The sequence below is a fragment of the Pedobacter africanus genome (assembly GCF_900176535.1).
In the GTDB taxonomy this organism is placed as follows: Bacteria; Bacteroidota; Bacteroidia; order Sphingobacteriales; family Sphingobacteriaceae; genus Pedobacter; species Pedobacter africanus.
Genome location: NZ_FWXT01000001.1, coordinates 914,030 through 929,949 on the forward strand (window position 1 = coordinate 914,030; position 15,920 = coordinate 929,949).

At 42.1% G+C, this 15,920-nt stretch carries 11 protein-coding genes and 1 tRNA gene; 8 read left to right on the plus strand and 4 right to left on the minus strand.

Annotation, left to right across the window (positions count from 1 at the left end):
• The first annotated feature begins 29 nt into the window (after positions 1-29).
• From B9A91_RS03775 to B9A91_RS03810, 8 genes are all read left to right on the plus strand, one after another.
• Complete coding sequence (locus tag B9A91_RS03775; RefSeq protein ID WP_159451635.1) at positions 30-629, plus strand: RNA polymerase sigma factor; 600 nt, start codon at positions 30-32, stop codon at positions 627-629.
• A 91-nt stretch (positions 630-720) separates the two neighbouring features.
• Positions 721-1,923 carry a FecR family protein gene (locus B9A91_RS03780; RefSeq protein WP_084237075.1) on the plus strand — a complete coding sequence of 401 codons (1,203 nt, stop codon included), beginning with the start codon at positions 721-723 and terminating at the stop codon, positions 1,921-1,923.
• 115 nt (positions 1,924-2,038) lie between these two features.
• Positions 2,039-5,398, plus strand: a complete 3,360-nt coding sequence (locus tag B9A91_RS03785) for a TonB-dependent receptor (protein ID WP_084237076.1) — start codon at positions 2,039-2,041, stop codon at positions 5,396-5,398.
• An 11-nt stretch (positions 5,399-5,409) separates the two neighbouring features.
• Entirely contained in the window at positions 5,410-7,134 is a 1,725-nt protein-coding gene (locus B9A91_RS03790) for a RagB/SusD family nutrient uptake outer membrane protein (protein WP_084237077.1), read from the plus strand.
• A gap of 123 nt (positions 7,135-7,257) precedes the next feature.
• Complete coding sequence (locus tag B9A91_RS03795) at positions 7,258-7,557, plus strand: DUF3817 domain-containing protein (protein ID WP_084237078.1); 300 nt, start codon at positions 7,258-7,260, stop codon at positions 7,555-7,557.
• A gap of 44 nt (positions 7,558-7,601) precedes the next feature.
• A tRNA-Leu gene (locus tag B9A91_RS03800) sits at positions 7,602-7,681 on the plus strand.
• Between the two features lie 251 nt (positions 7,682-7,932).
• On the plus strand, positions 7,933-9,360 hold the full coding sequence (locus B9A91_RS03805) for a sulfatase family protein (RefSeq protein ID WP_144008849.1): 1,428 nt from the start codon (positions 7,933-7,935) through the stop codon (positions 9,358-9,360).
• 93 nt (positions 9,361-9,453) lie between these two features.
• A complete protein-coding gene (locus B9A91_RS03810; protein WP_084237080.1) occupies positions 9,454-10,779 on the plus strand; it encodes a sensor histidine kinase in 1,326 nt (441 codons plus the stop codon).
• 201 nt (positions 10,780-10,980) lie between these two features.
• On the opposite strand, the gene B9A91_RS24075 is transcribed toward B9A91_RS03810, so the two are convergent.
• The 4 genes from B9A91_RS24075 to B9A91_RS03830 form a co-directional block, all read right to left on the minus strand.
• Complete coding sequence (locus tag B9A91_RS24075; RefSeq protein WP_159451636.1) at positions 10,981-11,142, minus strand: hypothetical protein; 162 nt, start codon at positions 11,140-11,142, stop codon at positions 10,981-10,983.
• A 223-nt stretch (positions 11,143-11,365) separates the two neighbouring features.
• On the minus strand, positions 11,366-12,799 hold the full coding sequence (locus tag B9A91_RS03820; RefSeq protein ID WP_084239564.1) for an AAA family ATPase: 1,434 nt from the start codon (positions 12,797-12,799) through the stop codon (positions 11,366-11,368).
• Positions 12,800-13,045: 246 nt separating this feature from the next.
• Entirely contained in the window at positions 13,046-13,933 is an 888-nt protein-coding gene (locus tag B9A91_RS03825) for a PorP/SprF family type IX secretion system membrane protein (protein WP_084237082.1), read from the minus strand.
• 11 nt (positions 13,934-13,944) lie between these two features.
• On the minus strand, positions 13,945-15,915 hold the full coding sequence (locus tag B9A91_RS03830; protein ID WP_084237083.1) for an MBG domain-containing protein: 1,971 nt from the start codon (positions 15,913-15,915) through the stop codon (positions 13,945-13,947).
• Positions 15,916-15,920: the final 5 nt, after the last annotated feature.

The window sequence follows — 15,920 nt, forward strand, 5'->3', positions numbered from 1 at the left end:
TAGCACAATATTAAAATTGTAATATTTTAGTGACCAAAGTGAAAATCATTGAATCAGATCTTATTCGTGCAGTTGCAGATGGAGATGAAAAAGCATTTGAAACTTTATATTCACTTTATTACCAAAAATTACACAAATTTCTGCTAAAAACCGTTCGTGGTCAGGAAGAGTCTACTTTAGATATCTTACAGGAAGCATTCTTAAGGGTATGGCTCAACAGGGACAGGTTAATGGAAATAGAAAATTTCCAGGCCTGGATTTATAAAGTAGTTAGCACAGAGGCTTTAACCCAGATCAAAAAAGAACTTCATATCAAAACAAAGGCCGACAGGTTAAAATCATCGTTAGAAAATGATGAACAAATATTTGCACCAAGACACCTGGAAATTGCCGAAATAAAAACAATAGTTAACCAGGCTGTAGAGCGGCTGCCCCATCAACGCCGGACTATATATATTTTGAGCAGAGAGGAAGGCCTTAGCCCGCATGAAATTGCAGTTAGATTGAACATCTCCATCAACACCGTTTACAACACCCTTACGGTAGCCTTGAAGTCCATACGCGAGGACCTTTCTAAATCCGGATATGGAATTCACCTGGGCATACTCTTAATATTACAAATTCTTTAAAAAAAAATCTCCGCACAATAGTAGTGGTTTCAAAAAGTGTATTCACACCTATAATCGGGATGAAAATCCTGAGTAACCAAATTACAACCACGTGGACAAAAAAAGAATCCTCTATTTACTGCAGCAGTATTATAACAATACCTTATCTGTTGCCGAGACTACCGAGTTGTCTCAGCTTATTGACCAAATCGGGCATGAAGACGCAATAGCTGTACTGACCGAAACCATAAATACTTTTTCAGAACCTGAAAATGGAGCGGTAAATATTGATGAAACTGAAATCAAAGCCAAGGTCAACCAGATATTATCTGTAGACAGGCGTTATCCGGTCAAAACAATTAAACATCCAAAAACGAGGTTATTGAAGTATAGCATAGCAGCTGCGGCAGCCATTATTGCACTGGTGGGATCATACCTGGTTTTTCAAAATTTTAGCAATCTCATCCGTGACAATCCTATAGCCGAAGCAAATCAGAAAGATGTTCAGCCCGGGCAGGCTGGAGCAATACTGGTGCTGTCGGATGGAAGGGAAGTTTTGCTGGACAGCGCGGGCAGCAGTCAGGTTATCATTGACCACAATGGTTCAAAAATAAAAGTCAGTAACGGGCGCGTTGTTTATCTGGACGGTAAAAAAACTACTGATCCTGAACACAACCTCAACAGCATCCGTACCCCTGCCGGGAGACAATACCACCTCACCCTGTCAGACGGAACTGAAGTTTGGCTAAATGCTGCCAGTAGTATGGAGTACCCTGTAGCTTTTAGTGAAAAAACAAGAAAAGTCTCTATATCAGGAGAAGCTTATTTCGAAGTAGCAAAAAATGCAAAGCAACCATTCATTGTAAGCATCAAAAATTCAAAAACCAATATCGAAGTTTTAGGAACACATTTTAACATAAACTCCTATGCCGATCATGGCAGTTACAAAACTACCCTGCTGGAGGGAAGTATAAAATTAAGTACCGGAAAACGGCAGCTGCTTTTAAAGCCTAACCAGCAAGCTGTCAGCCAGCCAGATTCAGAGCAGATAGAACTCATTAGTAATGTAAACGCCGAAGATATTTTAGCCTGGAAGAACGACTTATTTCATTTCAACCAGGCCAGCATAGAGGATGTAATGCGAGAGCTGGCCAGATGGTACAACATTGAAGTTGTATACGAAGGGTCCAGACCTACCGGCACTTTTACCGGAAAAATACAAAAAGGTCTGACACTGCGGCAAGCTTTAAAAATACTGGGCGCCACACGTGTTCAATATGAGTTAACAACAGATAACAAACTACTAATTCAATAATTATAAACCTAAACCAAACACTATGAGAAACAACTAACCCTCTAACCCATGCAGCAAGCTGCACCAGCAAAACCAACAACCAACAAAATGTTTAAACCTGAAATTTCTATTTCAAATGAAACAAAAAACTAACCAAAGAAACGAACAACCGCAGCGCATAGAAAGGCAAACTACCTATCGCCATTTTTTTGCGATGATGACAGTTGTTACCTTATTAACCATTTGTATCTCAACGCTTGCAAATGCCAACACTTTTTCTCAAACCATCAGGTTAAATCTAAAATCTGTACAAATTTCTGACGCTTTAAAAGCAATTGAGAAACAATCCGACTATACGTTTTTCTATAAAACAGAAGACCTCAAAGGGCTAAAAAAAATTGATGTTAATATTAACGAAAGCTCAATCAATACTGTACTCGAACGGCTATTAGAGGGCCTTTCGCTAACGTATAGCATCCAAGGCAAAACCATTGCTGTAAATAAGATCCTGAACAAGCCAGATAAAGTAACCCTTTGGACTACAATAGAAAGCATCATCAGGCAATCTGTTTCCGGTACCGTTAAAGATGCAGCCGGCATCCCTATTCCGGGAGCAACAGTAAAACTAAAGGGCACCAATCGCGTTACGTCCACCAATGCTTCGGGGCAGTTCAGCATAGAAGCAAATACCGGTGAAGTCCTGGTTATCAGTTCCATTGGCTTTACAAGCCGGGAAATTACAGTTACAGGCCCATCATTAGGAGACATCTCATTAAGTGAAGCACCTGAAGTACTGGGCGAACTGGTAGTTGTGGGTTATAGCGTTCAGAAAAAAGAAAGCCTTACCGGTGCCTTAAGTACCATCAACGGCGATAAGCTTAAAAACGTGACCTCACCAAACGTACAGAACCTGCTTGCCGGTAAAGCGCCAGGGCTGTTTGTTGCACCTGGTTCCGGAAAGCCGGGAACTGTGGGGGCCGTGGTCATCCGCGGGCAGGCTACCCTAAGCGGTACAACCAGTCCGCTTTGGGTTATAGATGGGGTAATTGTAGGCTCAAGTCCGGGAGAAGTAAATCCGGAAGACATTGAATCATTAACGGTGTTAAAAGATGCTGCATCAACTGCAATTTATGGCTCTCAAGGTGCCAACGGCGTCATTGTTGTCACTACAAAAAGAGCCAAATCCGCAGATATGACAGTTGATATCTCATCAAGAACAGGTTTTACCCAGCTTACCAACGGTAACCTGCAAGTGATGAACGGGGCTGAACTGTATGACTACTACGCTTCTTTTGCCAATGCAAATGCCATTAACTTTCCGCGCTGGAATCCGGAATTACGTAACAGCAACTTCGATTGGTGGAAACTGGCTACTAAAAATGGTTTTAACCAAAACCACAACATCTCTTTGCAGGGTGGAACTGAAACACTTCAGTCGTACCTTTCGGTAGGCTATTACGATGAATCGGGGGCCGTCAAAGGATACGATTACGAACGCTATAACTTCAGGTTAAACACAGTTTACAAGCCTTTCAGCTGGCTAACTGTTAAACCATCATTGGTTGGTTCACGCCGTGCAGTTGCTGATAGACAATATTCTGTAACATCAATGTATTCCAATCTTCCCTGGGACAGCCCTTACGATGCTGATGGCAATTTAGTGGGCCACCGTTCCAGCTTATGGGTAAATAGCGCAAGTACCAACTATCTTTATGACCTCCAGTGGGATAAATCTGCAAACACCAATTATGAGTTCATGGGTAATTTAGACTTTGATATTAAATTAACCAAAACCCTTACCTTCTCTTCTGTTAACAATTACCGGTACAATAGCTACGCTGCTGCTGGTTATGCTGATCCCCGCTCAAATGGTGGAGAGAGTGTAAATGGACGGGTTACCGATTACAGATCAGAATATACCCGGCGTTATACCAATCAGCTCCTGCGCTACAACAATACCTGGGGAAAACACAGTCTGAATGCCTTGGGTGGTTACGAGTTCAATGACTACTGGGGTAAAACATTAGATGCATATGGTACTGGTATAGTACCGGGCTTTGAGGTTCTTGATGTAGTATCAAAACCTGAAAGGACCCGGGGGGGCATAAATGAATGGGCAGTACAATCCCTACTCTTTAACTCGAATTACTCATATGATAGCAAATACCTGGCGCAGGTATCGCTTCGTAGAGACGGTGCCTCAAATTTCGGAAAAAAATACGGTAACTTCTTTTCTGTGAGCGCCGGATGGAATATCCATAACGAGACCTGGTTTAAAGCAAGTTACATTAATACACTTAAACTTCGGGCAGCCTATGGCACCGTTGGTAACCGCCCTGCCGACTTATACCCTCAATACAATTTATATAAGGTAGACCCAACAGCAAGTTACGATGGTATTCCGGGCCTTTTAATTGACAAAGTTGGTAACCAAAACCTTACCTGGGAACAAACATATACCAGCGGACTAGGGTTGGATGTTAGCGCCTTTGATAATAGGGCGAGGCTAAGTTTAGACTATTACATTAAAAACACAGATAACATTTTATTTTCTGTACCAATATCAGGTTTAACAGGTGTAACCAGCACATCGCTAAATATAGGCAAAATGAAAAACCAGGGTATAGAAATAGCAATTGGTGGAGATGTTATCCGAACCGAGGATCTATTGTGGAGTCTGGATGCAAATATTGGCCACAACAAAAATAAACTTACAGATATATTCAAAACCAGAAATCCGGACGGCACTTACTCAGCTAAACCAATAATAAGAGGTGATGATCTGGGTATAGCCGGATCTGCAAGCAGGATTTTAGAGATTGGGCGGCCTGTTGACACCTATTATATGCCAGAATGGGCAGGTGTTAATCCCGATGATGGAAAACCGCAGTGGTATAAGGTAACCAGGGATGCCAATGGTAACGAAACAGACAGGATAAAAACTTCCAGTTATGCACAAGCTACTCAGGAAAAGCTGGATAAAGCTTCCCCGGATGTATTTGGCGGAATTACTACTTATCTGAAATATAAGAATTTTGATTTGAATGGGGTATTTGGCTTTTCAATAGGTGGCAAGCTATATAATTATTCGCGCCAGGAGTACGATGCTGATGGAACTTATACAGATAGAAACCAGATGAAATTAATGGACGGCTGGAAGAGGTGGGAAAAACCCGGCGACATTGCCACCCATCCTGTAGCCCGGTACAATAACCAGGATAAGGGAAATTCTATGTCTTCACGCTATTTAGAAAGCAATGATTTTTTCAGAATGCGTTCGTTGGCCCTGGGATACAATTTCGATCTGAAGAAGTATAAAGTCAGGAATTTAAGGGTTTACCTATCCGGCGAGAATTTATTTGTGATTACAAAATACTCGGGAGTAGATCCGGAAATACCTGTTAAAGAAGATAATGGTGCAATCCTGTTTTCTGCAGGGCCATCCGTTTACCCTATGGCCAGAAAATTCATGCTTGGACTTAATGTTTCATTCTAAAAGATAATAACATGAAAAAAATATTAGTTATAATTTTTGCTACAATAACCCTTTCGTCCTGTGAGCTTGACAGGGAACCTTTCGGATTGATGAAATCAGAAAACATTAACAATAGTCCTGAAGAATCTATAGACGCATTGTTAAATGGGACTTATGGCCAGCTCAAAGCCTGGTCAGATCCTATGCACCGTTTAGGAGAATATGCTGGTGACAACATCATGATCAGAGGATCTTCTACCGATTCATTCTATGAATTTATTTCCTTTGCCAGAACACCTAATAATGGCAGGTTAACCACTTTTTGGAACAGTAGCTATAAAGCAATTGCACAATCATCGAATATCATCAACTTAATTCCGCAAGGCAAAAGTGCAGCCCTTGATACCAAGTTAGGCGAATGCTATTTCATTCGTGGGCTGATGTATTTCTACCTGGTACGTGCCTACGGACGTCCGTACTATCAAAACCCGGAAACTAATTTAGGGGTACCGATTGTTAACGGAACTCCGGAAGACGTTGTTAATGCAACCTTTCCTGACAGGGCAACGGTTAAAGCAACCTATGAACAGGCAATTGCAGACCTTAAAAAGGCCGAAGAGTTAATAACAGTAAATAAAGGGCCTATTTTTGCCTCCAAAGCAGCTGCCCAGGCCATCCTTTCGAGGGTTTATTTGTACATGAGCGGAACTTATGAAAACCCTAACCCTACTTATGCCCAGCTGGCTGTAGATTATGCAACAAAAGTGATCGATCAATCTGGAACCTATAACTTACTGCCGAGAGCTGATTTCATGAAGTACAATACATTTAAACCTGAAGACAATAAAGAAACCATTTTTGCCATTAAGCGTGTAGCATCTGAGTTTTCTGGTGATGAACATTATTATGGTATTGGTGGTATGTACTCCAATATTGGCGGCATGGGTTGGGGAGAGATGTATGCCAGCGCAAAATACATCAGCCTTCTAAACGAAACCGGCAGAAATGACTGGAGACCGGATAAGTACAAAATAGTGGACGCACGGGCTGCTTTTATTGAGCCTACCTATTCAAAAACTCCTGCAGGAGCCTACACTGAAGTTTTCAGGTTCATTAAACAAGATGCAGGCCCCCTATTAAACTATGCACAATTAACCATCAGCCGTAACGGCGGTGTAATTACCTGTGTAGAGGGTACTGCTCCAAATCAGGTATCTTATACCCTTACGCCCGTTGATGCTGCACAGGATATCTATTCCATCAATTACAAGGATGGCAAAACTTACACCGGGGTAATAGACTATTTCATTACTTTAAATCGTGTTTATCCACAGTTTTACATTGTTAAATGTTCACGTGAAGGAGAAGATTCCCAATTGCATTCTCCGGTAATCAGCAGGTTGGGCGAGGTATACCTGAACAGGGCCGAAGCCTATGCTAAATTGCAAAACTATGCCTTAGCACTTCAAGATTTAAATAAAATCAGGACCCGTTCTATTGTTAATGGTGGATATACTGCTTTAACCGCCGCAAATGCGGGCCAGCTAATTGACAAAGAAAGGCAATTAGAACTGGCTTATCAGGCAGAGCGCAGTTTTGATGTATTCCGTAACGGGAAACCACTTTCCCGTCAATATCCGGGGCCTCAAAATCAAACCACTGATATAGCTGCCACCGATTTCAGGGTTGTTTATTACATCCCTCAAAGTGCCATTAATTCCTATCCGGGAAAATTAACACAAAATCCAACCAATTAAAACAAAAACGACGGGCGATTATATGAATTGCTCGTCGTTTTTTTAGTTAAAGCTTTGTAAAAAAGCCCTTCTCTTCTTTTTTATAAGGTTGGTTTAAGGTATTTTCGGGCCAAAATCAATTGTATGGATACATTATCTATTTTCAGAAAAGTGGCAGTTGCCGAAGGTATTTCTTATGTATTGCTGGTATTTATTGCTATGCCTTTAAAATACTGGGCCGAAATGCCCCTGGCAGTTAAATATACCGGATGGGCACACGGCCTCCTGTTTATGCTATATGTAGTGCTGTTAATTATGGCTTGGGTAGAATACAAATGGAGTTTTAAAAAATCAGCATTAATTGGTGTTGCTTCGCTCCTTCCTTTTGCCCCTTTCTGGGTAGATAAAAAGTTAAAAGAAGATAATTCAAATAAATCTTGGTAATTAGTTATTCAATTTATACATTTGCAACCCGCTAACAAAGCAATGCCCAGCTGGCGGAATTGGTAGACGCGCTGGTCTCAAACACCTGTGGGAAACCGTGCCGGTTCGACTCCGGCGCTGGGTACGAAAAAAGCCTTAGAGAAATCTAAGGCTTTTTATTTTTCGTCTCTATCTCAATTATTCGCAAACATTCCACAACATACCAAAATCAGACACTATTTTGCTGATATAGCCGAATTTATTTGATTTTGTATTTGGTATCTTGTTTCCAAACCTATCCCCTCCTGTATGTTAAAGCTATCAATATTCCGTTATCAAAAACAGCTTAAGTTAATCGCACTGCTTTTATTGTTCGTTTTAACAATTAAAAAGGGCATGGCTCAATCAACACCAGAAAAACCCAATATCATTTATATTTTAGCTGATGACATGGGTTATGGCGACATAAAAAAGCTGAACAAAAATTCCCAGGTCAAAACTCCCAATCTGGATAAGCTGGCAGCCAAAGGAGCTATCTTTACCAACGCCCATTCGGGCTCTGCAGTCTGCACACCAACCCGTTACGGGGTATTGACAGGTCGGTACGCATTCCGTACATCATTAAAAAAAGGGGTATTAAATGGCTTCTCTCCTGCGCTCATTGAGCCTTCAAGATTTACTGTAGCCGATCTTGCAAAACAAGCCGGTTACCAAACAGCGATTATAGGTAAGTGGCACCTGGGGCTCGATTGGACACCACTCGATCCATCAAAGCGCGCAATAGCACCCTCCAAAGAAACTCCAGACATATCCAATGTGAATTTCGAAGTACCACTAACTGTTGGCCCAAATCAGGTTGGGTTCGATTATAGCTACATTATTCCGGCATCTTTGGATATGCCACCTTATACTTATCTCGAAAACGGGAAGCCCACCAGCCTTCCCCTTGTTCCATTTCAAGGGAAGAACAATCCAAGAGGTGTTTTTTGGAGATCCGGGCCTGCCTCCAAGGACTTTGTAATAGAAGAAACGCTGGATGTCTTTATCGGAAGGGCAAAGGACTACCTGGCTAAAGCAAGTACCGGAGACCAACCGTTTTTCTTGTATTTGCCACTCACAAGCCCACACACGCCATGGTTACCTTCCAATAAATTTAAAAATAAATCCGGTGCCGGTACTTATGGGGATTTTGTAATGCATACCGATGATGCAGTTGGCAAGATCATGAAAACACTAGACAGTTTGGGAATTGCAAAAAATACACTAGTTATTTTCACATCCGATAACGGTGCCGATTGGAAACCCGGAGATGCCACGGCTTTTCCCTTGCATCAGGCCAATTATATATTCAGAGGCGAAAAATCTGACATTTGGGAGGGCGGACATCATGTTCCATTTTTGCTGAGATGGCCGGCGGTAGTGAAACCCAATCAGAAAATTGCTCAGCTTACGTGCCTCACAGATCTGATGGCAACAATTGCAGATTTTACAAAGCAGAACTTACCTGAAGGTGCTGGCCCTGATAGTTATAGTCTGTATCCAATGATTTCCGGTAAAAACAATCAGAACAGACCTGATATTATTCATCATTCTATAGACGGGATGTTTGCAATCCGCAAAGGAAAATGGAAGTTCATTGACGGAAAAGGTAGCGGTGGCTGGTCAATGAAAACCGGAAAACCAGAAGATCCCGAAGGTCAGCTTTACCAAATGGACATCGACGAAAAAGAAACCACCAACCTGTACACGAAATATCCGGAAGTAGTAAAAGAATTAAAGGCTTTACTCGAAAAACATAAGCAGCAAGGCTATAGCAACAGATAAGATGGCAATGAAACTTGGCTAAAAAGTGAGTAAAAATTCGTACAGAAAGTTAAATTTAGGCAGTATATTGAAAATGTTTTATTCTCAACGGATATGCCTAAACCAACTCACATTTCATCCAGACTAGCGTCTGTTAAAATTAAAAGCAAAACGCTTTGGGCAGATCTGATAGGCAGTCCTCAACAGTTGTCGTTGGAAAGCAGGGTTTTTCATTCTATTTGCATTGCATTAATGCTACTTGTTAGCCTGTACATTCCCTACAATTTGTATGCAGGGCTGTACGTAGGCTCTCTTTCTGCCTTGATAGTCGGTTTGTTTTTCTTTTATCAGTATTACCTGTCCAGGTTTAAAGGCAAACCACATAGCACCACCATATTTGCCTTAACCGGCCTCTTCATTTTTGGCATAAATTATTTTACCAACTCGGGCATCCATGGCTCCACAGATTTGATATGGCCTGCGTATTTACTGCTGGTACTGGCAATTTCTCCGTATCAACATCACCTGAAATGGCTGATTATTTACCTGGTCAGTTTCCTGATCCTCCATTTTATAGCGTATAAATACCCGGCTTTGGTGCAATATCCTTTCAAGGCGGGCCAGGGACAGTTTATTGACCGGATCACTGCATTTCCAATTCCGGTCTTCGTCGTTTACATCATCATCAGGTTTATCAGAAAGAGCTACGACGCCGAACGACAAGCAACAATAGAAAAAACACAGGCATTGGAATGGAGCAACAGCGAAAAGACCAAACTGATGTCCATCATCTCTCACGACCTGCGTTCTCCGCTAATCAATATTCAAAATTATTTACAACTGCTCAACGAAAACCAGGTTGATGACACCGAGCGCCCAATGCTGGAAAAATCATTAATGCAATCTACAAATGGGGCGGTACAAATGTTATCCAACTTCCTGCACTGGTCAAAATCTCAAATGGAGGGTGCTGGTACCAATATGGTATTGATAAATTTAAGCGCTGCGCTGCATAGTACCCTCGAAATGGAAAATGTGACCGCTGCTAAAAAAAATATTATACTAAACGTCAATATCCCCGACCAGCTAATGATTTACGCGGATGTGGACATGCTGCAGCTGGTTGTCCGCAATTTAATTAGCAATGCCATTAAGTTTACACCTGCAGGCGGAAAAATCGAAATCAGTGCCGAACAATTGAGCACTGAGTGCAGAATTACTGTTGCCGACAATGGCTGTGGTATATCCGCAGAAAAACAACAAAAACTCTTCTCTGCTCATACAGAATCTACTTATGGAACTGATAACGAAAAGGGCGTAGGCCTGGGGCTTGCCCTATGCAAAGAGTTTATAGAACGCCAGGGCGGAAGAATAACTTTTGAAAGCACTTTAAACCAGGGATCCAGCTTTTTCTTGTTTGTGCAACTCAATCAAAAATAGCATTAAAAGTAAAGTAAAAAATTACCATTCTCTTCAGGGGGGGGGCATAATAGGCAAAATAGCCGTACTCCTCGGAGTCTGCATAATTCAGTTGTTTTCTTGATAGAAAAAAACTGAAAGACGCTAAGGACTCCTCTGAGCAGGCAATTTTACTGGTAAAGGCGACCGCCATGTTGACAGACATCTTTCAAATTGTGGTTTTTATTTAAGCCAGTTTGCATAGCGATAAATGGTATGCCTGTTATAGGTAAAGATGTAAACCAAAGCCTCATAATGGTTACAAATTTCGGTGTAGGCATACGCATCTCCCCGCTTTAGCAAAGCAGCGAGTTCCTGGTCTGTATATACAGTGTAATCAGCCATGATGATTTTACTTTCCCTCTATATAAATTTACAAAAAGTATTTATGTAAACTTATATAGTTTCAAACAAATAACCACATACTAACAATTGACAATCAATCGGTTTGGCACAAAAACGATGTTTAAATACTTAAAAACCAATATGATTAACACAAAAATAATTTAGGATATATACGTGGCTGTGCAAAGTAAAAATAACTAAAGCCGGCAAGGCAGCAGGTAGGTTATTCAAAGAGGTCTTTGAGTGTTACCTCGTTTTGTACCATAGATAATTTGTAGGGATTTTGCATTGTGCCGAATGAGGTCACCAATACAATAAATATCGATTTCTTAGTTTTTGTCTCCTGCCTGAAAACATCTACTTTATTTTGTAGATCTTCCGCATACCCCTTGTCAATCGAAAACTGGCCTGTGGAGAACTTCATTTCGCAGATGCTTATGCAAAAGTCATTTCTGTCCAGTAACAGGTCAATCTGTGCTCCGGTTTGGTTCTTTCGACCAACGAATCTCCATACAGATTCTTCTGTATAAATCCCCGAAATCCCTAGAGCCTTCTTTATTTCGGAAGTATGTTTCAGACAAATACTTTCAAATGCGGTTCCACTCCAACTGCGCCAGGTTGGCGCTGTTGAAAGTTTAATCCAGGTTCCTGATCCACTAGCCCTTCCGCTTTCTATAAACTTTAGATAGAATCTCGAGTATTCATCAGATAATTTATAGACGCTATCTCTAAGGTTTTTCTCAAAAGGAATGTAGGCCGAAATAAAGCCTGATTCTAAAAGTTCTTCGAGCAGCAAGGTCGCAGTGCCGCCACTTGAGAGGCCACAGGCATTGATGATCTCTTTCCGTGTTAAACCAGCAGGCTTTGCAGCTAAGGCTTTTACTACTGAAATGTGTTTGTCTGCCTCAGCAAATAGGGATTGGTACAGGTTTTTAAATTCAGACTGCAATGTTCCGTCCTTGGTGAAACACATTCTGTCAATATTTTGCGCTGCGCTTTGCCCTGGTGTCACTTCCTTTAAATAATGAGGGATTCCGCCCATAGCCATATACAACTGAGTGATCTGATATAGATCTAACTTAACATTCCTGCTTTCCAGGTAGTGTTTAGTTTCAACAAGTGAAAATGGCAAGAGGCGGATTTTTTTTGTTATTCTGTTGTGTAAGCCGCCTTTATTATTAACTACTTTTTGAATCATCCACGACGCTGCGGAACCGCATATCGCAAGTATTAAATTGTCCTGCTTTGTACCCCAGGAATTCCAAAAATATTCGAAGGCCGATAGGAAGCCTGACTTAACGGTATTTAGCCAGGGAAATTCATCAAGAAAGATTACGCACTTGCGCTTCTTCAATAGGGGCTCGCTATATTTTTTAAGCTGTTCAAAGGCCTCAACCCAATTTTTTGGGGTTTCCTGTAAAATGCGAAGTTCCATTTCTTCCGCTAATTTGTTCCTGAAATTGATCAGTTGCTCTTTTAGCGTAGCATTATGCACACCTGAGAACTCTAATATGATGTTGCTTTTAAATGCCTCTCTGATCAGGAAGGTTTTCCCTACTCTACGCCTTCCATAAATTGCGATCAGTTCTGCTTCGCGCGACAGCAATGCTTGTCCGAGTATTTTTTGTTCTTCCAGTCTACCAATGATTGTTTTCATATACGCTTCTATTTCATAATCACTCCCATTCACCAACTTATGGCTGGATATAAAAAAATATACTCAGCCATAACTATACAAATATACATACTTATGGCTGGATATAAAAAAATATACTCAGCCATAACTCTCCAACTTGCATCTAAGAGAACTGAAAAGAAAGCGTGCCCCTACCTTATTTATTGTAAGCCACCAACACAACTACCACAATGAATGAAAGCAGAATCCTGCCTGGTTTAATGGATTTTACTTACTCAGGTTTAGCCTCAAATTCAGTTCAAAACTACCATTGGTATAACCACTCAAAGCCGATGTTTGGGTGGTATAAGTGCCACTGATCAGGTATTTTTTTCTGAAATCCATCCCCAAACCAAAGGTTGCATTCTCTGTACTGTGGTACATGGCCATCAAAAACACCTGTTTACCCGCAATACTGAACTGCGAGCCGGCATCCCAGATGTTGTCAAAGCCCTTTACTCCCCTGTAGGCAACCTTAGGCTCCATGTCTATGCCTTCCGGCCCTTCGCTGAGCTGGATCTTATAACTTACCGCTGTATAAAAGGTAGCCACATCGGCCAGTTTGATCACGTCCTTTTTCAGCACGCTTTTTAGATTGGGCACTGAAGCCTGAATGTTCAGCTTATCTGAAGTATAGGCTATCCCGAAATCACCATCCAGGTAAGTTTTGCGGTCGTTGTACTGCCCTACCATGGGGTCGTTCGGATTTCCATAGATGTCGGCATTTTCCAGCCTTTGGCTCATGAAACCCAGGGAAACACCAAAGTGCAGTCTATGGTTGCTTTCGCTTAACATCAGGTGATAGGCATAACTGCCCACTACCCGGGTTTGCCGCTGCAAGCCTGCACTTTCGTTATTTACAGAAAGTCCTATCCCCACTTTGCTGAACCCATAATCTGCTGTCAGGTTCTGGGTTAGAGGTGAGCCAGGTACATTGCTCCAGAGCTTACGGTAGGCACCGTTCAGTTTCAAGCCCTCTCCTGCTCCTGCAAATGCAGGATTGATGAGGTACTGGTTGGTATAATATTGCGCTGATAATGGATTTAATTGCGCTTTTATGGATACACTGGCAGCCATTAAGGCTGTCAGTGTAAATAATTTATGATATAAATTCATTGGTCTGATGGTTAATCGTTTCTAACAATAGTGATGTATCCTTTAAATACCCTTGTTCTGTTGCCAAAATCAACAATATAGTAATAAGTGCCTTCCGCCAGTGGCACACCGTTATAGGTACCGTCCCAGGTATTGTCATAAGCTTTTTTGCCAAACACCAAACGTCCCGCCTTGTCAAATACCTTCACCTCATTATTCGGATAAAAATCAATGTTATCAATTACCCATTTGTCATTATACCCATCATTGTTCGGTGTAAGCAGGTTACTGCCTTTAATTTTTGCATAATCTTCCAGCACCGTTATCGTGAAACTTTGTGTCTGCTCGCATCCGCTGGCATTTTTTGCAGTTACAGTATAGGTGGTGGTCTGGTTAGGCCTAACCGTAAGTGCCGCATTTCCTGTAGCGCCAACTATTCCACTATTATTAGCCCAGGCATAGGTACTTCCGCCAGTTGCAGTAAGCACTGCTGTTTCACCTTTGCTTAAGGTTGTACCTTTATCGCTGCTAATAGAAACCACAGGCAGGGCGTTTATGGTAATTACAAAAGTTCTGCTGTAAGTATCTACGCCTCCATTGGCAGTGCCGCCGTTGTCTTTTACCGTTACCGTAACTGTTGCAGTGCCCGCAACCGCGTTTGCTTTTATGCGGTAGCTCAGGGCACCAGTAGCACCAGAGCCGCTAACTGTTAAGGCTTCAAACAGGTTTGTGTTGTTGCTGGTTACTGTTAATGTGGTAGTTTGTGCTGTTTCCGGCCCTGCACTGATACCGGTTAGGGCCACAGTTTGTGCTGCAGTGGTAAAACAAATGGTTTGGTTGTTTATAGCGGCCAGAGTTGGTATTTCATTCACATCACTCAATGCAATTGTAAAAACGCGTTCCAGGCTCAAACCATATTGCGTGGTGCTTTTTACCCGCACACTATAGCTGGCTTTGTTTTCAAAGTTAAGTGCTGCTGCAGTATTGATCTTGTTGCCGCTAATAGCAAACTGTGCATTGTCGGTATCACCTGTACCTGCAACCAGCGTATAAGTAAAGGTAGCACTCGGATCGTCTGAAGTGCTGCTCAGGGTACCGGCATTGGTACCACCAGCACTGTTCTCATAAAGGGTTATCCCTGCCAAACTGATATTAGTTGGTGCACCAGCTTTTACTTTCAGGGTGCCCGTCACATAGTTTATCGTGTAATTGGCTGCAGCAGCCCCGCTGGCCGTGATCGGGTAGTCTCCTGTCGGGCTTGTGGTAATGGCGGTAGTGCTAACTGTTGGCTGGGTAGTCAGTACGGTATTGCTTTCACCATTTGCAAAGCCTGCATAGCTTACTGTTAGTACCGGATTTGCAGTTCCTGCAAATTTTTCCTTGTTATCGGCTGTTATGGTCAGCGCTCTCCTACCTACCGTTAGCGCACCATTTGTATAACTGATCGTATAGTTGTTTAATCCTGTTCCGGTTGCCGCCGATGCCACAATTGGATAAGCCCCACCTGCAACGCTCGCTGTAGCTGCAGCACCAGTACTGGTCAAAGTTACACCAGTTACCGTATTGCCATTGATCAGGCCTGTTGATGTAAATTCAGTGCCTGCAAAGATTAACACATCGCCATAGGTTTTACTGTGGTTATCAGCAGTGATGGTTAGTACTTTCGGATTTACAGTAAGTGCACCGTTGTTATAGCTAATGTTATAATTGGCCAGTCCGGTGCCTGTTGCCCCTGAAGCAACAATCGGGTAAGCAGAGCCCGCAACAGTTGCTGTAGCGGCAGCGCCAGTACTGTTTAGGCTTACACCTGTAACTGTGTTCCCGTTAACCAGCCCTGCTGCTGTAAATTCAGTGCCTGCAAAGGTTACTGCATTGCCATAAGTTTTACTGCTGCTGTTTGCGGTAATGGTTAATGGCAATTTGCTGATGGTTAAAACCTGCTGAGCCTGAGCTGCAGCATCAAATAGGGTATTGCCACTTTGATTGGCGTAAATCGTAACCACACCTG